At 70.2% G+C, this 19594-nt stretch carries 18 protein-coding genes and 2 tRNA genes; 13 read left to right on the top strand and 7 right to left on the bottom strand.

Annotated features, from left to right (window positions below; genetic code table 11):
* The first annotated feature begins 26 nt into the window (after positions 1-26).
* Complete coding sequence (gene serA, locus O6P37_RS16205; RefSeq protein ID WP_269895048.1) at positions 27-1613, top strand: phosphoglycerate dehydrogenase; 1587 nt, start codon at positions 27-29, stop codon at positions 1611-1613.
* Positions 1610-2620 (top strand): 3-isopropylmalate dehydrogenase, encoded by a 1011-nt coding sequence (locus tag O6P37_RS16200; protein ID WP_269895047.1) that lies wholly within the window; start codon positions 1610-1612, stop codon positions 2618-2620. The genes serA and O6P37_RS16200 overlap by 4 nt, the downstream gene beginning before the upstream one ends.
* A 58-nt stretch (positions 2621-2678) precedes the next feature.
* Here O6P37_RS16200 and O6P37_RS16195 read toward each other — a convergent pair whose 3' ends face one another.
* Positions 2679-3920 carry an MFS transporter gene (locus O6P37_RS16195; protein ID WP_332909799.1) on the bottom strand — a complete coding sequence of 414 codons (1242 nt, stop codon included), beginning with the start codon at positions 3918-3920 and terminating at the stop codon, positions 2679-2681.
* Positions 3921-3986: 66 nt separating this feature from the next.
* Here O6P37_RS16195 and O6P37_RS16190 point away from each other — a divergent pair, with 66 nt between their 5' ends.
* The 4 genes from O6P37_RS16190 to O6P37_RS16175 all read left to right on the top strand — a co-directional run bounded on the left by O6P37_RS16190 (position 3987) and on the right by O6P37_RS16175 (position 6569).
* The gene (locus O6P37_RS16190; RefSeq protein ID WP_269895045.1) at positions 3987-4769 is read left to right on the top strand and encodes a fumarylacetoacetate hydrolase family protein; all 783 of its coding nucleotides are present in this window, start codon (positions 3987-3989) and stop codon (positions 4767-4769) included.
* Positions 4769-6241, top strand: coding sequence for a glutamate--tRNA ligase (gene gltX, locus O6P37_RS16185; protein WP_269895044.1), 1473 nt, complete (start codon positions 4769-4771; stop codon positions 6239-6241). The genes O6P37_RS16190 and gltX overlap by 1 nt, the downstream gene beginning before the upstream one ends.
* Before the next feature lie 116 nt (positions 6242-6357).
* Positions 6358-6429 (top strand) — tRNA-Gln (locus O6P37_RS16180).
* 64 nt (positions 6430-6493) lie between these two features.
* A tRNA-Glu gene (locus O6P37_RS16175) sits at positions 6494-6569 on the top strand.
* Between the two features lie 68 nt (positions 6570-6637).
* On the opposite strand, the gene O6P37_RS16170 is transcribed toward O6P37_RS16175, so the two are convergent.
* Positions 6638-7339, bottom strand: coding sequence for an IclR family transcriptional regulator (locus O6P37_RS16170; protein ID WP_269895043.1), 702 nt, complete (start codon positions 7337-7339; stop codon positions 6638-6640).
* Between the two features lie 87 nt (positions 7340-7426).
* Here O6P37_RS16170 and leuC point away from each other — a divergent pair, with 87 nt between their 5' ends.
* From leuC to O6P37_RS16155, 3 genes are all read left to right on the top strand, one after another.
* Complete coding sequence (gene leuC / locus O6P37_RS16165) at positions 7427-8857, top strand: 3-isopropylmalate dehydratase large subunit (protein ID WP_408633188.1); 1431 nt, start codon at positions 7427-7429, stop codon at positions 8855-8857.
* A complete protein-coding gene (leuD, locus tag O6P37_RS16160) occupies positions 8857-9450 on the top strand; it encodes a 3-isopropylmalate dehydratase small subunit (protein ID WP_269895041.1) in 594 nt (197 codons plus the stop codon). The genes leuC and leuD overlap by 1 nt, the downstream gene beginning before the upstream one ends.
* A gap of 203 nt (positions 9451-9653) precedes the next feature.
* The gene (locus tag O6P37_RS16155) at positions 9654-10322 is read left to right on the top strand and encodes an HU family DNA-binding protein (RefSeq protein ID WP_264011935.1); all 669 of its coding nucleotides are present in this window, start codon (positions 9654-9656) and stop codon (positions 10320-10322) included.
* 83 nt (positions 10323-10405) lie between these two features.
* On the opposite strand, the gene mutT1 is transcribed toward O6P37_RS16155, so the two are convergent.
* The 3 genes from mutT1 to cofC form a co-directional block, all read right to left on the bottom strand.
* Positions 10406-11332 carry an 8-oxo-(d)GTP phosphatase MutT1 gene (mutT1, locus tag O6P37_RS16150; RefSeq protein ID WP_269895040.1) on the bottom strand — a complete coding sequence of 309 codons (927 nt, stop codon included), beginning with the start codon at positions 11330-11332 and terminating at the stop codon, positions 10406-10408.
* Positions 11333-11383: 51 nt separating this feature from the next.
* Positions 11384-13582, bottom strand: coding sequence for an RNA degradosome polyphosphate kinase (locus tag O6P37_RS16145; protein ID WP_269895039.1), 2199 nt, complete (start codon positions 13580-13582; stop codon positions 11384-11386).
* A gap of 65 nt (positions 13583-13647) precedes the next feature.
* On the bottom strand, positions 13648-14292 hold the full coding sequence (gene cofC, locus O6P37_RS16140) for a 2-phospho-L-lactate guanylyltransferase (protein WP_408633187.1): 645 nt from the start codon (positions 14290-14292) through the stop codon (positions 13648-13650).
* A gap of 102 nt (positions 14293-14394) precedes the next feature.
* Here cofC and O6P37_RS16135 point away from each other — a divergent pair, with 102 nt between their 5' ends.
* The 3 genes from O6P37_RS16135 to O6P37_RS16125 all read left to right on the top strand — a co-directional run bounded on the left by O6P37_RS16135 (position 14395) and on the right by O6P37_RS16125 (position 17676).
* Positions 14395-15375, top strand: a complete 981-nt coding sequence (locus O6P37_RS16135) for an NAD(P)H-dependent glycerol-3-phosphate dehydrogenase (protein ID WP_269895215.1) — start codon at positions 14395-14397, stop codon at positions 15373-15375.
* Between the two features lie 5 nt (positions 15376-15380).
* The gene (locus tag O6P37_RS16130; protein WP_269895214.1) at positions 15381-16484 is read left to right on the top strand and encodes a cystathionine gamma-lyase; all 1104 of its coding nucleotides are present in this window, start codon (positions 15381-15383) and stop codon (positions 16482-16484) included.
* Between the two features lie 61 nt (positions 16485-16545).
* Positions 16546-17676 (top strand): D-alanine--D-alanine ligase family protein, encoded by a 1131-nt coding sequence (locus O6P37_RS16125; protein ID WP_264011932.1) that lies wholly within the window; start codon positions 16546-16548, stop codon positions 17674-17676.
* Here the strand turns inward: O6P37_RS16125 and O6P37_RS16120 are convergent.
* Both O6P37_RS16120 and O6P37_RS16115 read right to left on the bottom strand, forming a co-directional pair.
* The gene (locus tag O6P37_RS16120) at positions 17673-18242 is read right to left on the bottom strand and encodes a DUF3515 domain-containing protein (RefSeq protein WP_269895037.1); all 570 of its coding nucleotides are present in this window, start codon (positions 18240-18242) and stop codon (positions 17673-17675) included. The two genes, O6P37_RS16125 and O6P37_RS16120, sit on opposite strands and share 4 nt — an antisense overlap.
* A 10-nt stretch (positions 18243-18252) precedes the next feature.
* Complete coding sequence (locus O6P37_RS16115) at positions 18253-18495, bottom strand: Lrp/AsnC ligand binding domain-containing protein (protein WP_269895036.1); 243 nt, start codon at positions 18493-18495, stop codon at positions 18253-18255.
* 105 nt (positions 18496-18600) lie between these two features.
* Between O6P37_RS16115 and O6P37_RS16110 the strand changes: the two genes are divergently transcribed.
* Positions 18601-19569 (top strand): thiamine-phosphate kinase, encoded by a 969-nt coding sequence (locus tag O6P37_RS16110; protein WP_269895035.1) that lies wholly within the window; start codon positions 18601-18603, stop codon positions 19567-19569.
* The last annotated feature ends 25 nt before the right edge of the window (positions 19570-19594 follow it).

Raw genomic sequence — 19594 nt, 5'->3', positions numbered from 1 at the left:
CCATTACAGCCCACTACGCTGTCCGCGTGAGCCTGCCCGTTGTATTGATCGCCGACAAACTCGCCGAGTCGACCGTCGCCGCCCTCGGTGACCAGGTGGAAGTCCGCTGGGTGGACGGCCCGGACCGCCCGAAACTGCTGGCCGCGGTGCCGGACGCCGACGCGCTGCTGGTGCGTTCGGCGACGACCGTCGACGCCGAGGTGCTGGCCGCCGCGCCCAAGCTCAAGATCGTCGCCCGGGCCGGTGTCGGCCTGGACAACGTCGACGTCGACGCCGCCACCGCGCGCGGTGTGCTGGTGGTCAACGCGCCCACGTCCAACATCCACAGCGCCGCCGAACACGCACTGGCGCTGCTCCTCGCCACGGCTCGGCAGATCCCCGCCGCCGACGCCACGCTGCGCCAGCACGCGTGGAAGCGCTCGTCGTTCTCGGGCACCGAGGTCTTCGGCAAAACCGTCGGTGTCGTCGGACTCGGCCGCATCGGGCAGCTGGTGGCCCAGCGGCTCGCGGCGTTCGGCGCACACATCACCGCCTATGACCCGTACGTGTCGTCGGCGCGGGCCGCGCAGCTGGGCATCGAGCTGCTCTCCCTCGACGAACTGCTCGGCCGGGCCGACTTCATCTCGGTGCACCTGCCGAAGACGAAGGAGACCGCGGGCCTGTTCGGCAAGGACGCGCTGGCCAAGATCAAGCCGGGCGCCATCATCGTCAACGCCGCGCGCGGCGGGCTGATCGACGAGCAGGCGCTCGCCGACGCGATCACCAGCGGGCACATCCGCGGCGCCGGTCTGGACGTGTTCGCGACCGAACCGTGCACCGACAGCCCGCTGTTCGAGCTGCCGCAGGTCGTCGTCACACCGCACCTCGGCGCGTCGACCGCCGAGGCACAGGACCGGGCAGGCACCGACGTCGCGGCCAGTGTGCGGCTCGCGCTGGCCGGCGAGTTCGTGCCGGACGCCGTGAACGTCGGGGGCGGCACCGTCGGCGAAGAGGTGGCGCCGTGGCTCGACCTGGTCCGCAAGCTGGGCGTGCTGGTCGGGGCGCTGTCCGCGGAACTGCCGACCAACCTGTGCGTCCAGGTGCGCGGTGAGCTGGCATCCGAGGACGTCGGGGTGCTGCGGCTGTCCGCGCTGCGCGGCCTGTTCTCCGCGGTGATCGAGGATCAGGTGACGTTCGTCAACGCCCCCGCCCTGGCTGCCGAGCGCGGCGTCGAGGCGAGCATCGACGCCGAGAGCGAGAGCCCCAACCACCGCAGCGTGGTCGACGTGCGCGCCGTGGCCGCCGACGGTTCGACCGTCAACGTCTCGGGCACGCTGTCCGGGCCGCAGCTGGTCGAGAAGATCGTGCAGGTCAACGGCCGCAACCTGGATCTGCGCGCCGAGGGCGTGAACCTGATCATCAACTACGACGACCAGCCGGGCGCGCTGGGCAAGATCGGCACCCTGCTGGGCGGTGCCGCGGTGAACATCCTGGCCGCGCAGCTGTCCCAGGATGCCGACGGCGACGGCGCGACCATCATGTTGCGGCTCGACCGGCAGGTTCCCGACGACGTGCTGGCCGGCATCGGCCGCGACGTGAACGCATCGACGCTGGAACTGGTCGACCTGTCGTGAAGCTCGCCGTCATCGCCGGCGACGGCATCGGACCCGAGGTCATCGCCGAGGCACTCAAGGTGCTCGACGTCGTGCTGCCGGGCGTCGAGCGCACCGAGTACGACCTCGGCGCGCGGCGCTATCACGCGACGGGGGAGACGTTGCCCGACGGTGTGGTCGACGAGTTGCGCGGCCACGACGCGATCCTGCTCGGTGCGATCGGTGATCCGTCGGTGCCCAGCGGGGTGCTCGAGCGCGGGCTGTTGCTGACGCTGCGCTTCCAGCTCGACCACCACGTGAACCTGCGGCCGTCCCGGCTGCTGCCCGGCGTCACCAGCCCGCTGGGCGGCGACCCGGCGATCGACTTCGTGGTGGTGCGCGAAGGAACCGAGGGGCCGTACACCGGCACCGGCGGCGCGATCCGCGTCGGGACCCCGCACGAGGTCGCCACCGAGGTCAGCCTGAACACCGCGTTCGGTGTCGAACGGGTGGTGCGCGACGCGTTCGCGCGAGCGGCCAAGCGGCGCAAGCACCTGACGCTGGTGCACAAGACGAACGTCCTGACGTATGCGGGCACGCTGTGGGCGCGCACGGTCGCCGAGGTCGGTCGCGAGTTCCCCGATGTCGAGACCGCCTATCAGCACATCGACGCCGCCACCATCCACATGGTGACCGATCCGGGCCGGTTCGACGTGATCGTCACCGACAACCTGTTCGGCGACATCATCACCGACCTCGCGGCCGCCGTCTCCGGTGGGATCGGCCTGGCCGCGAGCGGCAACATCGACGCCACGCGCACCAATCCGTCGATGTTCGAACCGGTGCACGGCAGCGCGCCGGACATCGCGGGCCAGGGCATCGCCGACCCGACGGCGGCCGTCATGTCGGTGGCGCTGCTGCTGGCCCACATCGGCGAGGACGCCGCCGCGGCACGCGTCGACCGTGCCGTCGAGCAACACCTCGCCACCCGTGGTGACGAGAAGCTGTCCACCGCCCAGATCGGCGACCGGATCGCGGCGAACCTCTAGCGCCGCTGCCGCGCCGGAACCAGTTTCTGCGCAACGGATTCGACGCCGGTGCTGTCGATCAGGTGTCCGGCGGGGTCTCGATGTCGACGGGAACCAGGGGCAGGGCGATGAGCGGCAGCACGGCGCACACCGCGAACGCCGCCGGATAGCCGGCGATTCCGATCAGCCCGCCGAACAGCGGCGCAGCGGCCGCGGACGCCAGGTGCTGGCTGGTGTTCTGCGCGCCGAGGGCACGCCCGCTCCAGAAGGGGCCCGCGATCTCGGCGATCGCGGTGAAGGCCAGCCCGTTGTCGGACACGGTGATCACCGACGCCGCGACCATCAGCGCGACGCTGACCGGTGATCCGAGCGCATCGGTCAGCGCGAGCAGCGCCATCGTGGCGGCGGCGGCCAGTGCGATCGACCGGATCGGCCGGAGCCGGTGACGCACCCTGTCGGACCAGTAGCCGGCGGCGACACGTCCACCCGCACCGAGGAGTTGGGCGACGGTCACGAGTGTCCCGGCCGACACCGCCGACCATCCGCGATCGGTCATCAGCCACACCAGGGTGAACGTCCACACCACCGCCTGCGGCACCACCAGCAGCACCGAGACGGCGTGGATCCGCCACAGCACGGCCGCGCCCCGGTACGGGTTGGCCAGATCCGCGGCCGGCGCCTCCGCACGCGGCGGCCGCGGCGGATCCACCACGCCCGCCACGCAGATCACCGCCGCGACCGCGCACACCACCGCAGGGAACAGCAGCGCGGTCCCCACACCGTGCGACTCGGCAAGCCGTGGGATGACCAGTGCGCCGAGCCCGACGCCCAGTGGCGTGGCGGTCTGCCGGATGCCCATCACCATCCCGCGCTGCTGCGGGGGGAACCAGCCCACCACCAGCCGGCCGCTGGCCGAATTGCTGCTCGCAGCGGCCATGCCGCCGAGAAACAGCAGTGCACCCACCAGGATCAGGGAGTCGGCGGCTGCCGCGGCGAAGGCGGCGGCTGCGGTCAGCGCCGAACCGACGGTCAGCACGAACCGCTCGCCGACCCGGTCGACCACGTAGCCCCAGGCGATCAGCGTGACCACCATCCCGAAGCTCGGCATGGACGACAGCAGGCCGGCCACCGCCAGGTCGAGTCCACGGTCGGAGTGCAGGGTGGGGATGAGGAACGCCGCCCCGTTGATGAACACGTTCGCGCACAACGTGGCGGTGAGCGCGATGACCAGCATCGACCAGCGTCGCAGGGTGCCGATCGCCGCCGTGGCCATGCGGACATGGTGGCACACGTGTCTCACGCTGCAGAACTTCTGTCTCATGATATGGGACGTCGGAGGCGGGGAGTCCGCCGTCGGTCGCCGCTCGGCGGCCACTAGGCTGTGTTGATGCGCCTCGGTCGAATCGCCAGCCCAGACGGTGTCGCCTTCGTCAGTGTCGAAGGCCCTCCCGACGATCCGACGGCCGTCGCCAAGGAGATCGCCGAACATCCGTTCGGCACTCCGACGTTCACCGGGCGGTCCTGGCCGCTGGCCGACGTCCGCCTGCTGGCACCGATCCTGGCCAGCAAGGTGGTGTGCATGGGCAAGAACTACGCCGCCCACATCGAGGAGATGGGCGGCGGCGACTTCCCGGATCCGATCATCTTCCTCAAGCCCAACACGTCGATCATCGGTCCGCGCGTCCCGATCCAGCTCCCGGCCGGCGCCAATCCGGTTCACCACGAAGGGGAACTGGCGGTGGTGATCGGCCGACCGTGCAAGGACGTCCCCGCCGCCCGCGCCGCCGAGAACATCCTCGGCTACACGATCGCCAACGACGTGTCAGCCCGGGATCAGCAGAAGCAGGACGGCCAGTGGACGCGCGCCAAGGGCCATGACACCTTCTGCCCGCTCGGGCCGTGGATCGTCACCGACCTCGACCCCACCGACCTGGATCTGCGCACCGAGGTCAACGGGCAATTGCGCCAGCACAGCCGGACGTCGCTGATGATCCACGACATCGGGGCCATCATCGAGTGGGTGTCGGCGGTGATGACCCTGCTGCCGGGTGACGTCATCCTCACCGGCACGCCGGAGGGGGTCGGCCCGCTGGAGGACGGCGACACCGTCAGCATCACGGTGGATGGCATCGGCACGCTCACCAATCCCGTTGTGCGGAAAGGCAAGTGATGACGGTCCGGGTCCGGTTCTGCCCCTCGCCGACGGGAACGCCGCACGTCGGCCTCATCCGCACCGCCCTGTTCAACTGGGCCTACGCCCGCCACACCGGGGGCGCATTCGTCTTCCGTCTCGAGGACACCGACGCCGAACGCGACAGCGAGGAGAGCTATCTGGCCCTGCTGGACGCGCTGTCCTGGCTGGGGCTCGACTACGACGAGGGTCCCGACATCGGCGGGCCGTACGCGCCCTACCGGCAGTCGCAGCGCCGCGACATCCACCGCGACGTGGTGGACCGCCTGCTCGCGGCCGGCGAGGCCTACGAGGCGTTCTCGACTCCCGAGGAGGTCGAGGCCCGGCACGTGGCCGCCGGGCGCAATCCGAAACTGGGCTACGACAACTTCGATCGCGAGCTCACCGACGAGCAGCGGGCGGCCTACCTCGCCGACGGGCGCAGGCCGGTGATCCGGCTCAAGATGCCCGACCACGACCTCACGTGGCGCGATCTCGTGCGCGGCGAGACGACCTTCCCGGCGGGCTCCGTCCCGGATTTCGCGCTCACCCGCGCCAGCGGCGATCCGTTGTACACCTTGGTCAATCCGGTCGACGACGCGTTGATGAAGATCACCCATGTGCTGCGCGGCGAGGACATCATGTCCTCGACGCCGCGCCAGATCGCCTTGTACGAGGCGCTGATCCGGATCGGAGTGGCCGAGCGGGTGCCCGGATTCGGGCATCTGCCGAGCGTTCTCGGTGACGGCAACAAGAAGCTGTCCAAGCGGGATCCGCAGTCGAACCTGTTCCTGCACCGGGAGCGGGGCTTCATCCCGGAGGGCCTGCTCAACTACCTGGCGCTACTGGGGTGGGGGATCGCCGACGACCACGACGTGTTCAGCCTCGACGAGATGGTGGCCGCGTTCGACGTCGCCGACGTCAACTCCAATCCGGCACGCTTCGACCAGAAGAAGGCCGACGCCCTCAACGCCGAGCACCTCCGGTTGCTCAGCGAGGACGAGTTCACCGTCCGGCTGCGCGACTTCTTCTCCACCCACGGTCACGACACCGGCCTCGACGAGCGGCAGTTCGCCGAGGCCGCTCGGCTGGTGCAGACGCGCATCGTCGTGCTCGGCGACGCATGGGAGCTGTTGAAGTTCCTCGACGACTCCGCGTTCGCGCTCGACGAGAAATCCGCGGCCAAGGAACTGCGCTCGGAGGCGGTGGCCGTGCTCGACGCCGCGGCGACCGCCCTGGAGGGTCTCGCGGAGTGGACGACCCCGGCGATCGAGGAGGCGCTGAAGGCAGCGCTGATCGACGGCCTCGAGCTCAAGCCGCGTAAGGCGTTCGGCCCGATCCGGGTGGCGATCACCGGTGCGACCATCAGCCCCCCGCTGTTCGAGTCGCTGGAACTGCTCGGCCGCGACCGCAGCCTGCGGCGGTTGCGCGCCGGTCGGCAGCGCGCGGCGGCCGAGACACCCCAGGCGTGAAAAGTCGTCGCGAAATCTTTGGTAGTCTGCCTGTCGGCCCACAAACACGGGCGGCGGCGACGAGCCGCTGCTGGTAGGGCCGAAAGCGCTCGTGACCTGCGGTGACGAGTAGCCCATGGGGTATGGTGTAATTGGCAACACAGCGGTTTCTGGTACCGCCATTCTAGGTTCGAGTCCTGGTACCCCAGCTGCACCCGGAGATTAGGTCAGGCATGTCGCCTGAGCTATGCTGGCTCTCCGGAATTTGTTCTAGCCCCCGTCGTCTAGCGGCCTAGGACGCCGCCCTCTCACGGCGGTAGCGTGGGTTCGAATCCCATCGGGGGTACCAGAAAATCGATCGCCCGCCTCGCTCGAGGCGGGCGTTTCTCGTTCGCCAGGGCGCGACTGCGACCCTCGTCACAGCCGGCGGGTGAGCGCCTCCGCCGCCGCCACCAGGTCGGCAGCCCAGCGGGCACCGGGGCGGCGGCCCATCCGGTCGATCGGTCCCGACACCGACACCGCGGCCACCACCGCGCCGCGGCCGTCGCGCACCGGGGCGGACACGCTCGCCACCCCGGGTTCGCGCTCGGCCGCACTCTGCGCCCAACCCCGCCTGCGCACCTCGGCGAGGGCGCGGTCGGTGAACTTCGCCTCCGGCAGCACGGCGTGCTGGGTGGCCGGATCGGCATAGGCCAGCAGCACCTTGGCGCCCGAGCCCGCGGTCATCGACAGCCGGGTGCCCACCGGAACCGTGTCACGCAGGCCCGCCGGCGGCTCCAGCGCCGCCACACAGATCCGTGCGGTGCCTTCCCGCCGGTACAACTGCACACTCTCACCGGTGATCTCGCGCAGCCGCGGCAACACCACCGCACCAGCGGCCAACAGCGGGTCGTTGACGTGCCCGGCCAGTTCGGTGAGCGCGGGCCCGAGTCGCCAGCGGCCGTCGGGGTCGCGGGCGAGCAGCCGGTGCACCTCGAGGCCGGCCGCGAGGCGGTGCGCCGTCGCGCGCGGCAGCCCGGTGCGGTCGCACAGTTCCGCGAGCCCGCATGGTGACTCGGCCACCGAATGGAGTACGCCCACGGCTTTGTCCAGCACGCCGATGCCGCTATCCTGTCTCACAGAGAGATACTAGCGTCCCGCATGTTGAGAAACCAGCCCACGGTGTCATGATCAGGGTGCGGGCGCCACGACGCGAATCGAGATGTGATGGCCAACTCGCAGAAGCCCAGGACCATGGCAGAGAAGGTCTGGGCCGACCACGTCGTCGCCCGCGGCGACGGGGAACCCGACCTGATCTACATCGACCTCCACCTGGTCCACGAGGTCACCAGCCCGCAGGCGTTCGACGGCCTCCGGCTGGCCGGACGCCCGGTGCGCCGGCCCGATCTCACCATCGCCACCGAGGACCACAACGTCCCGACGATCGACATCGACAAGCCGATCGCCGATCCGGTGTCGCGCACCCAGGTGGAGACATTGCGGCGCAACTGCGCGGAATTCGGCATCCGGCTGCACCCGATGGGGGATGCCGAGCAGGGCATCGTGCACATCATCGGCCCGCAGCTCGGCCTGACGCAGCCGGGTATGACGGTGGTCTGCGGCGACAGCCACACCTCGACGCACGGCGCATTCGGCGCGCTCGCCATGGGAATAGGCACATCCGAGGTCGAGCACGTGATGGCCACCCAGACGCTGCCCCTGCGCCCGTTCAAGACGATGGCGGTGAACGTCGACGGCGAACTGCCGCCGGGAGTGAGCGCCAAGGACGTCATCCTCGCGGTGATCGCGAAGATCGGCACCGGCGGCGGACAGGGTCACGTCATCGAATACCGGGGCAGCGCCATCGAGGCGTTGTCGATGGAGGGCCGGATGACCATCTGCAACATGAGCATCGAGGCCGGCGCCCGGGCCGGCATGGTGGGCCCGGACGAGACCACCTTCGAGTTCCTGCGTGGGCGGCCGCACGCCCCGCAGGGCGCCGACTGGGATGCCGCGGTCGAGGCGTGGAGTCAGTTGCGCACCGATCCCGGCGCCGAATTCGACACCGAGGTGCACATCGACGCGGCGGCCCTGAGCCCGTTCGTGACGTGGGGCACCAACCCCGGGCAGGGCATCCCGCTGGCCGATGCGGTGCCCGATCCTGAGCTGATCGTCGACGAGGGCGAGCGCCAGGCCGCGGAGAAGGCGTTGACCTACATGGACCTTCGCCCGGGCACCGCGATGCGCGACGTCGCGGTCGACACCGTGTTCGTCGGCTCGTGCACCAACGGCCGCATCGAGGATCTGCGGGTGGTCGCCGACGTGCTGAGCCGCCGCTCGGTCGCCGACGGGGTGCGGATGCTGATCGTGCCCGGGTCGATGCGGGTGAAGGCGCAGGCCGAATCCGAGGGCCTGGACGCGATCTTCACCGCCGCCGGTGCGGAGTGGCGGCAGGCCGGGTGCTCGATGTGTCTTGGCATGAACCCCGATCAACTCTCACCGGGGCAGCGTTGCGCGTCGACCTCGAACCGCAATTTCGAGGGCAGGCAGGGCAAGGGCGGCCGGACCCACCTCGTCTCACCCGCCGTCGCCGCGGCCACCGCCGTGCGCGGCACGCTGTCCTCTCCCGCCGATCTGACCGACCGAGGAGCCCACTGATGGAAGCCTTCACCGCCCATACCGGGATCGGCGTACCGCTGCGCCGGTCCAACGTCGACACCGACCAGATCATCCCGGCGGTGTATTTGAAGCGGGTCACCCGAACGGGATTCGAGGACGGATTGTTCGCCGCCTGGCGCAACGACCCCTCGTTCGTTCTCAATCTGGCACCGTTCGATCGGGGTTCCGTATTGGTGGCGGGACCGGATTTCGGCACCGGGTCATCGCGCGAGCACGCGGTCTGGGCGCTCATGGACTACGGGTTCCGGGTGGTTATCTCGTCTAGGTTCGCCGATATCTTCCGCGGAAATGCGGGCAAGGCGGGACTGCTGGCCGCCGAAGTCGCGCAAGACGATGTGGAACTGCTGTGGAAGCTGATCGAGCAGAATCCCGGGCTGGAAATCGGTGTGGACCTTCAAGATCGAACGGTGACCGCCGGAACGGTTGTGGTGCCGTTCAGAATTGACGACTACACCGCTTGGCGACTGCTTTCCGGACTCGACGATATAGGCCTTACGCTGCAGAAACTCGACGAGATCGAGTCCTATGAACAGCGCAGGCCGGCCTGGAAACCGAAGACCCTGCCGGCCTGATCTCGGCCCCGCGGCGGGCCGAATTCGCCGCCCTGGAAGGGGTTCTCCGAGCCTCCGGCAGGAGCCTGTGCGCGGCAACCGGATTGCCGAATTATTTGCCAGCGACGATTGAAATTGCGCGTGGCTCTTGGAAATCAGTGGTCAAAGGGTTTACCGTGTCCACTAGTCGGTCCAAGGAGGACCACTGGTCTCGGAGGATTTGAATGAACAAAGCGGAGCTCATCGACGTACTGACGAACAAAATGGGCACCGACCGTAGGCAGGCCACCGCCGCGGTCGAGAACGTCGTCGACACCATCGTGCGCGCAGTGCACAAGGGCGACAGCGTGACCATCACCGGCTTCGGCGTGTTCGAACAGCGCCGCCGCGCCGCCCGTGTCGCGCGCAACCCGCGCACCGGCGAGACGGTGAAGGTGAAGCCCACCTCGGTGCCGGCATTCCGCCCGGGTGCTCAGTTCAAGGCGGTTGTGTCTGGCGCGCAGCGTCTCCCGGCGGACGGCCCAGCCGTCAAGCGCGGCGTGACGGCGGCGCCCGCCAAACGCGGGGCCGCCAAGAAGGCGCCGGCCCGCAAGGCCGCCACCAAGACCGCAGCCAAGAAGGCGCCCGCGAAGTCCACCGCGGCGAAGAAGACCACCGCCACCAAGGCGCCGGCGAAGTCGACGGCGGCGAAGAAGACCACCGCTGCCAAGAAGGCACCGGCGAAGTCGACGGCCGCGAAGAAGACCACCCCGGCCAAGAAGGCGCCCGCCGCCAAGAAGGCCGCCACCAAGGCGCCGGCCAAGAAGGCACCGGCCGCCAAGAAGGCCGCCACCAAGGCGCCCGCCAAGAAGTCGGCTGCCAAGAAGGCGCCGGCCAAGAAGGGCCGCAAGTAGATTCCAGCCGGAAACGACACGGAGGCGCCGCGGGTCGAACCGACCCGCGGCGTTTCCTGCTGTGGACCGCCGTGCGGGCGTTCTCAGCCGCTGACGGCCAGAGGGCTGCCGATGTGGTCCGCCGACACGAGCCGGCCACCGGACAGCGACAACACCCACGTGCTGCCCTTGCGGTTGCGTGACTTGTCCGGCCGCACCCCGTCTTGCTCGCACCACCAGTCGACGAGGTGGGGGATGACCTTGCCCTGCGAGCAGATCACCGGAGTGGCACCGCTCTCCCCGGCCTTCGCGACGATGTCGAGGAGCCGGCGGCGGGCCGCCTTCTTGTCATCGGAGTACGCCTCTTCGGTGAGCTCCGGTTCACTGGTCACCGTGGTGCCCAGTTCCTGGGCCAGCGGCTCCAACGTCTGCAGGCACCGGGTGCGGGCCGCGGCGAACAGTTCGTCCGCACCGAATGCGAGCAACTGGCCGACGAGCGACTCGGCCTGTGCGCGCCCGCGTTTGTCCAGCGGACGCTTGTCGTCGTCGCCCCGGTAGCGCTTCTTGTCGCCTGCCGAGCCGTGACGGACGACCAGCACGGTCTGGGTGTCGGCAGGCAGTTTCGCGAACCGGCGCAGGACCTTCCGGTCGTGCGGATAGCCCACCCGCTTCATCGCGTCGCTCACCGGCAGCCAGATCAGCTGGTCGACTTCGTCGTTGGGGGCGAATTCGCCGTCGACGCGGCGGGCGGCCCAGTACCTGACCTTCTTGACGCCGTGGTCCACCGGGTAGCTCACCGTGGTCAGCCGGCGGCCGAGGTGCGCGCCGCAGCCCGTCTCCTCCAGAACCTCCCGCACCGCGGTGACCGGTTCGGTCTCACCCGGGTCGACCTTGCCCTTCGGCAGTGACCAGTCGTCGTAGCGCGGGCGATGGATGACGGCGACCAGTGGCTGCGGGTCGTCGCCGTCGGTGCGCCACAACACCGCACCGGCGGCCAGCACCGCCTTGCCTTTGGGGCTCTTGGTACTCACCTCAACTCCTGCAGTCGGTTCGGGGAGGTACGGCCGAGAGGTGGGCGAGGATCACGGGTGCCGGTGGCGTTCCATCAGCGACACCTGATGGTCGCGCACCGTGCGGCCTTCCTGCGGCGAGGCCGTCCAGCGCCCGTCGGTGCCCAACTCCCAGCACCGGGTCGAGGGATCCATCGCCGACTCGAACGTGTCGTTGAGCTGTGCGGCCAGTCGAGGATCTTTCACCTGCGCCATCACCTCCACCCGGCGGTCGAGGTTGCGGTGCATCATGTCGGCGCTGCCGATCCAGAATTCGTCGATGGCCTTGAAGTGGATGATCCGGGAGTGCTCGAGGAACCGGCCGAGAATCGAACGCACCACGATGTTGTCGGAAAATCCCGCCGCACCGGGCCGCAGCGCGCAGATGCCGCGCACCACCACCTCCACCCGCACACCGGCCTGCGATGCCCGGTACAGCGCGTCGATGACCTGTTCGTCGACCAGGGCGTTGGCCTTCATCCGGATTCGCGCGTCGGCGCCCTTACGGGCCGCGGCCACTTCCCGCTCGATGCGCTCGATGATGCCGCGGCGCACGCCGTTGGGCGCCACCAACAGGTTGCGGTAGGACACCTTGCGGGAGTAGCCGGTCAGCGAGTTGAACAGGTCGGTGAGGTCGGCACCGATGTCGGGAGCCGCCGTGAGCAGGCCGACGTCCTCGTACAGGCGAGAGGTCTTCGGGTTGTAGTTGCCGGTCCCGATGTGGCAGTAGCGCCGGATCGTCGACCCCTCGCGGCGCACGACCAGACACGTTTTGCAGTGCGTCTTGAGCCCGATCAACCCGTAGACGACGTGCACGCCTGCCTGTTCCAGTGCGCGAGCCCACTTGATGTTGGCCTGCTCGTCGAAGCGCGCCTTGATCTCGACGAGCGCGACGACCTGCTTACCGGCCTCTGCGGCGTCGATGAGCGCGCTGACGATCGGCGAGTCGCCCGAGGTCCGATACAGGGTCTGCTTGATCGCCAACACATTCGGGTCGGCGGCGGCCTGCTCGATGAAGCGCTGCACCGTGGTCGAGAACGAGTCGTACGGGTGGTGCACCAGGACGTCGCCGTCGCGCAGCGTGGAGAAGATGCTCTTAGGAGTCTCGCGTTCGCCGAACGCCGGCGGAGTGGCGGGGACGAACGGGGGATCCTTCAGCTCGGGTCGGTCGACGCCGTACACCTGCCACAGCGCGGACAGGTCGAGCAGACCCGGCACTTCGATGACGTCACCGGGATGAACGTCGAGTTCGCGCAGCAACAACTCGAGCATGTTCTCGGTCATGTCGCCGGCTATCTCGAGACGCACGGGCGACCCGAACCGGCGGCGGGCCAACTCGCGTTCGAGGGCCTGCAGCAGATCCTCGTCGCGGTCCTCCTCGACCTCGAAGTCGGCGTTGCGCGTGATCCGGAAGGCGTGGTGCTCCACGATCTCCAGGCCGGGGAACAGGACGTCGAGGAACGCCGAGATCAGTTCCTCCATCGGAAGGAATCGGACACCGCCGCCGTCATCGTCGCGCGCCCGCAGTTCCACGAAGCGGTCTACGTTGTCGGGCACCTTGATTCGCGCGAAGTGCTGGGTCCCGTCGTCGGGAAGCTTGACGGTGATCGCCAGGTTCAGGCTCAGCCCACTCACGAAGGGGAACGGGTGTGCCGGGTCGACCGCGAGCGGCGTGAGGACCGGGAACACCTGCTCGTGGAAGTAGGTCGACAGCCTGTCGCGTTCGTAGTCGTCGAGTTCGCTCCATGTCACGATGACGATGCCCCGCTCGGCGAGAGCGGGGCGCACCTCGTCCATGAAGACCTTCGAATGCCTGCTGGCGATCTGCTGCGTGCGCTCGCCGATGCGCCGCAACTGCTCACGCGGGGAGAGGCCGTCCGCCGACCGAACCGACAGGCCCATCTCATCGCGACGCTTGAGGCCGGCGACGCGCACCATGTAGAACTCGTCGAGGTTCGAGGCGAAGATCGCCAGGAACTTGGCTCGCTCCAGGAGCGGCAGCGACGGGTCCGCGGCCAACGCGAGCACCCTGGCGTTGAAGTCGAGCCAGCTCAGCTCACGGTTGAGATAGCGGTCCTCGGGCAGGGCGGCAGGCTGGGCAGGGTCGGCGACAGGCGACGTCGCCGCAGGCGGCGCATCCGGCGCCGCGGCTGATGCCTGGCCCTCGGGGGCGGTGTCGACCGGCACCCGCTCGGCGTCTTCCGTTCGTGTCTGGGCCTCGGCTTCGGTCATCTGGCCAATCATTCCTCATCCGCGGTTCGTGCGGCCACCGCGGACCTACATTGCTCGCCGGCTGTTCACCTGGTCGGTGGCAGCACGCGGGTGGTCGCCGGGCCGACGCCGAGCAACCGTGCGGCCGCCAGATCGTCGGGGGTGTCGATGTCGCACCGCAGGCCCGGCCACCCGCCTGTCAGCTCCACCGCGCCGGAATCGCGGTGGCGCCGAGCGGAATCGGCTCCCAGTCGCGGATCGAGGGGGGCACCGAACCCGAAGAGGGCGGCGGTGCCCGTGCCGTGACGGTCACCCACGAAGCTGCGGGGGTGGGCACGCGCCGCGGTGATCGCCTCGGCCAGCTCCTCCGATCGCAGTGCCGGCAGATCACCCTGCAGCACAACGATGTTCGAATTACCGGCGCGCAGCTCCGCTTCGGCGACGGCGATCGCGTTGTTGAGCGGGTCGGGGTGCCCGTCGGGCGTCGGATCGTCGATCACGTTCGCGCCGAGCGACCGCACAGCATCGGCGGCGGCGGTGTCAGGGGTGACCACGGTGACCGCTGCCACCCGGAGCGCGGCCGCGATGGTGTCCGTCAACATCGCCAGCACCACGCTCTCCCGGCCGGCCGGCGGGAACGCCGAGGCCAGCCGGGTCTTCGCCGCCGCAAGCCGCTTCACGGCGATCACCACCGCGATGTCGGCATCCGCCGCGGTTCGTGTGCCGCTCATGATCGCCATCCTGCCAGGCGTGTTCGCAGATGCCCGGCCACGCCGAAAGCGGGTACGCCCACCGGCCCGCGCTAGGGTGAAGCGGTGGTGAAGGCGGCGGTGATGGGTGCCGGTGCGTGGGGAACAGCCCTGGCGAGAGTCCTGGCGGACGCGGGCAACGACGTCGCGCTGTGGGCCCGCAGGCCCGAACTCGCCGCCGAGATCAACGCCACCCACCGCAACACCTCCTATCTCGGCGAGACCGAGTTGCCGGCTACGATCCGGGCGACCGCCGACCCGGCGGAGGCGCTCGCCGGCGCCTGCACCGTGCTGCTGGCGGTGCCCTCACAGCGGCTGCGGGAGAACCTGCAGCAGTGGAAGGGGCTGATCGGCGACGACGCGACGCTGGTCAGCCTGGCCAAGGGCATCGAACTCGACACCCTGATGCGGATGAGCCAGGTGATCATCGCCGTCACCGGAGCCGACGCCGGGCGGGTGGCGGTGGTCACCGGGCCGAACCTGGCCAGCGAGATCGCCGCCGAGCAGCCCGCCGCCACCGTCGTCGCCTGCAACGACTCCGGCCGGGCGGTGACGCTGCAGCGCGCGCTGGCCACCGGCTACTTCCGTCCGTACACCAACAGCGACGTGATCGGCGCCGAAGTCGGCGGGGCCTGCAAGAACGTCATCGCGCTGGCCACCGGGATGGCCGCCGGTGTGGGGCTCGGCGAGAACACCGTGGCCGCGATCATCACCCGAGGCCTGGCCGAGATCATGCGGCTGGGCATCGCGCTGGGCGCCCAGCCCGCCACGCTGGCGGGGCTCGCCGGCGTCGGCGACCTCGTCGCCACCTGCACCTCACCGCATTCGCGCAACCGCACGTTCGGCGAGCGGCTGGGCCGGGGCGGCACCATGGAGTCCGCGCTGGAGGCGGCGGGCGGACACGTCGCCGAGGGCGTCACCTCGTGTGAGTCGGTGCTCTCGCTGGCCTCGAGCTACGACGTCGAGATGCCGCTCACCGACGCCGTGCACCGGGTGTGTCACCGGGGGCTCAGCGTGGACGAAGCGGTGGCGCTGCTGCTCGGCCGCAGCACCAAGCCGGAGTGACGGCGATGGACGGCGGCTACGGTGACTCCACCCGCAGCGTGAAAGCCGCGGGCGCCGAACCGGTTCCGGGCGCACCCGTGGCGCCGCCGCCGATTCCCGCTGCGGCCTACCACATCCCGGCTGATGAAGACGACACGCTGGACAGCTACGGCCGGCGGTCGAATCCGACGTGGCGCCTCGTGGAGTCGGCGCTCGCCACACTCGAAGGCGCCACCCGCGCGCTGGCATTCTCATCGGGAATGGCGGCGATCACCACCGCGCTCCGGGTGCTCGCCACGCCCGGCAGCACGCTGGTGGTACCCGCCGACGGCTACTACCAGGTGCGCCGGTATGCCACCGAACATCTTGCGCTGCGCGGGATCTCGGTGATCGAGGCGACCTGCGCGCAGATGTGTGAGGCGGCTGCGGGCGCCGACATCGTGCTGGCCGAGACACCGGCCAACCCGACGCTCGACGTCGCCGATCTGCACCGGCTGGCGACGCTGTGCCGCCGCCGCGGGACCACCCTCGTCGTCGACAACACCACCGCCACCCCGCTCGGCCAGCAACCGCTCTCGCTGGGCGCCGACCTGGTGGTGGCGAGCGCCACCAAGGCGCTGTCGGGCCACCACGACCTGCTCGCGGGATATGTCGCAGGCAGCCACCCGGAGCTGATGGCTGCGATCGAACGCGACCGCCTGCTCGCGGGCGCGGTGCTCGGCGCGTTCGAGGCGTGGCTGCTGCTGCGCAGCCTCGGCACAGTCGGGCTGCGCTTCGAGCGGCAGTGCCAGAACGCCCAGGCGCTGGCCATGCTGCTGCGCACCCATCCGGCGGTGCGCATGGTGCGCTACCCGGGGCTGCCCGAGGATCCCTCGCACGAGGTCGCGTCGCGCCAGATGCGTCGCTTCGGTGGGGTGGTGTCGGCGGAACTGGCCGACGCCGCCGCCGTCCACCGCCTCGTGCAGCGCAGCGACCTGTTGGTGGGCGCGACCAGTTTCGGCGGCATCCACTCCTCGGTGGACCGGCGGGCCCGCTGGGGAGACCCCGTCGCCGACGGGTTCGCCCGGATCTCGCTCGGCATCGAGGACACCGACGACCTCATCGCGGACATCGACCGCGCGCTGCGGTGAAAGCCCTGGTCAGGTAATCGGATCGTGCGGTGAGCGGGCGGGACGGTAGCCTCTGCAGGTTGTGACTGCTCGCAACCAGCCCGGCTCCGCCGGCCGCACACGCGTCGCCGTCGTCTACGGCGGCCGCAGTTCCGAGCACGCCATCTCCTGCGTTTCCGCGGGCAGCATCCTGCGCAACCTCGACCCGGAGCGGTTCGAGGTCGTCGCCGTCGGCATCACCCCGGCGGGCTCGTGGGTCCTCACCGACGGCCGCCCCGAGACGCTGGCGATCACCGACGGCCGGCTGCCCGAGGTGAGCGGCGCGTCGGGCATCGAGCTGGCGCTGCCCGCCGCACCGGAGCGCAGTGGTCAGCTCGTGTCGCTGAGCCAGGGCGCCGCGGGCGAGATCCTGGCCTCGGTCGATGTGGTGTTCCCCGTCCTGCACGGGCCCTACGGCGAGGACGGCACCATCCAGGGCCTGCTCGAACTCGCGGGGGTGCCCTACGTCGGGGCCGGCGTGCTGGCCAGTGCGGCGGGAATGGACAAGGAGTTCACCAAGAAGCTGCTGATCGCCGACGGCCTGCCGGTCGGCGACCACGTCGTGCTGCGGGCACGCCGGTCGACGCTCGAACTCGAGGAGCGCGAGCGGCTCGGGCTGCCGGTGTTCGTCAAACCCGCCCGCGGTGGATCGTCGATCGGCGTCAGCCGGGTCGCGGCGTGGGACGACCTGCCGGCGGCGATCGAACTCGCCCGCCGCCATGACCCGAAGGTGATCGTCGAGGCCGCGGTGCCCGGCCGCGAACTGGAGTGCGGTGTGCTCGAACTGCCCGACGGGCGGGTCGAGGCCAGCACGGTCGGTGAGATCCGGGTCGCCGGGGTGCGTGGCCGCGAGGACGGGTTCTACGACTTCGCCACCAAGTACCTCGAGGACGGCGCCGAACTCGACGTGCCGGCCAAGGTCGACGACGAGATCGCCGATGAGATCCGCCAGCTGGCGATCCGCGCCTTCACCGCCGTGGACTGCCAGGGACTGGCCCGCGTCGACTTCTTCCTCACCGACGACGGCCCGGTGGTCAACGAGATCAACACGATGCCGGGGTTCACCACCATCTCGATGTACCCGCGGATGTGGGCGGCCAGCGGGGTCGACTATCCGACGCTGCTGGCGGCGATGGTGGACACCGCGCTCGCCAGGGGTACCGGCCTGCGCTAACCGACCGGCGCGGGATCGGCAGGGCGCGCGGGGAGGGTCTCGGTGATCGTCGCCGACATCAGCTGGATCGGCGTCGGCCCCGAACCGGCGGGCAGGGTCAGCGCGACATAGACCGGTCGGTCGACGGCATACCAGGTGCTGCGCGCGCCGTCGCCCGGCTGTCCGCCGCCGGCGTCTGCCTCACCCACCCGGAACCATGCCACGGCGTCGACCATCTGCAGTGGCGCCCCGACGACGAACTCGGCGGGGCGGTCCAGTCCGCACCGCAGCACCACCGGCTCGGCGCCGGGCTCGGCCCGCCACGCGGCGGCGCCTGCGGGCGTGGGTTCGGCCGTCGGCGCCCGCCGGTAGGTGCCCAGCTCATCGGGCAGGGCGTCGAGCAACCTGCGACAGTCCGGGCCGTCGGCCGCAGGCGCGGGCACCGCCGAGATCGCCACCGGCTCAGCCGGTGTGTCGGCCTGCCGGATCGCCGCCACCGCGAGCAGCACCACGACCGCCGCGACAGCCACCGCGATCGCCGCGATCATCAGCGCGCGCGGCGGCCCGTCCCCGGTCGGTGCAGTCACGCGGTCAACCCTAGAGCTGAGCTCCGTCGGCGATCGGGCAGGTCAGCGTGCGGGTGATGCCGGTGCTCTGCTGCACCGAGGGCACCACGGTGCCGGTCAGGTCGGCCATCGTGTCGGCGGCCACCCGCACCACCACGTCGTAGGGCCCGGTGACGTATTCCGAGGACACCACACCGGGCAGTCCCGCGAGTTGCTTGGCGACGACCTCGGCGCGGCCCACCTCGGTCTGGATCAGCATGAAAGCCTCGACCACCTGCCGTCTCCTCTGTCTCGCTGCATAGACTCCACGCCGCAGGGACCAAACGTACCGCAGGTCGAGCCGGTGTTCATTTTCGCGAACGGCCCGGTAGGAGGCGACATGGCGAGCTTCGAACCGGCCGAAACACTGGCCACGGCCGGGGAGTTCGCGGTGATCGACCGGCTGGTCAATGGTCGTGAGCAACCGGCCGCGGTGGAACTGGGACCCGGTGACGACGCCGCGGTGGTGCGGGCCGGCGACGGGCGCACGGTGGTGTCGACCGACATGCTGGTCGCCGGGCGGCACTTCCGGCTGGACTGGTCAACGCCTCACGACGTGGGACGGAAGGCCATCGCCCAGAACGCTGCCGACATCGAGGCGATGGGCGCGCGCGCGACGGCCTTCGTCGTGGCCTTCGGCGCTCCGGCCGACACACCCGTCGCCCAGGCGGTCGAACTCGCCGACGGGTTGTGGGACGAGGCCCGCCGGCTCGGCGCGGGCATCGTCGGCGGCGACCTGGTCCGGTCACCGCAGTGGGTGATCTCGGTGACGGTGCTGGGCGACCTGGCCGGCGGACATCCGGTGCGCCGCGACGGCGCCCGCGCGGGCGACGTGCTGGCCGTGGCGGGCGAGCTCGGGCGGTCGGCGGCGGGATTCGCGCTGTGGGACAACATCATCGACGAATCGTTCGAAGGCTGCGCCGAACTGCGGCGGCGGCACCTGGTGCCCGAACCGCCCTACGGCGAGGGTCGCCGGGCGGCCGCGGCGGGTGCCACGTCGATGACCGACGTCTCCGACGGCCTGCTCGCCGACGTCGGGCACCTCGCGACGGCCGCAGGACAGCTCGTCGACATCGCCGCCGACGCGCTGCGGGCCGACCACGACGCCGTGTCCGCGGCCGCGGTGGCGACCGGAGCCGACGCCTGGGACTGGGTGCTCGGCGGCGGTGAGGACCACGCCCTGGTCGCGACCTTTCCCGGCCCGCCGCCCGAGGGCTGGCGGGTGATCGGACGGGTCCTCGACGGTCCGCCCGAGGTCCTGGTGGACGGTCGGCCGTGGCAGGGCAACCGGGGATGGCAGTCGTTCTGACCGACCGCGCACGCTAGGTTGGCCA

Source organism: Mycobacterium hippophais, from assembly GCF_027529605.1.
Taxonomy (GTDB): Bacteria; Actinomycetota; Actinomycetes; order Mycobacteriales; family Mycobacteriaceae; genus Mycobacterium; species Mycobacterium arseniciresistens.
This window is presented reverse-complemented; position numbering and strand designations above follow the sequence as displayed.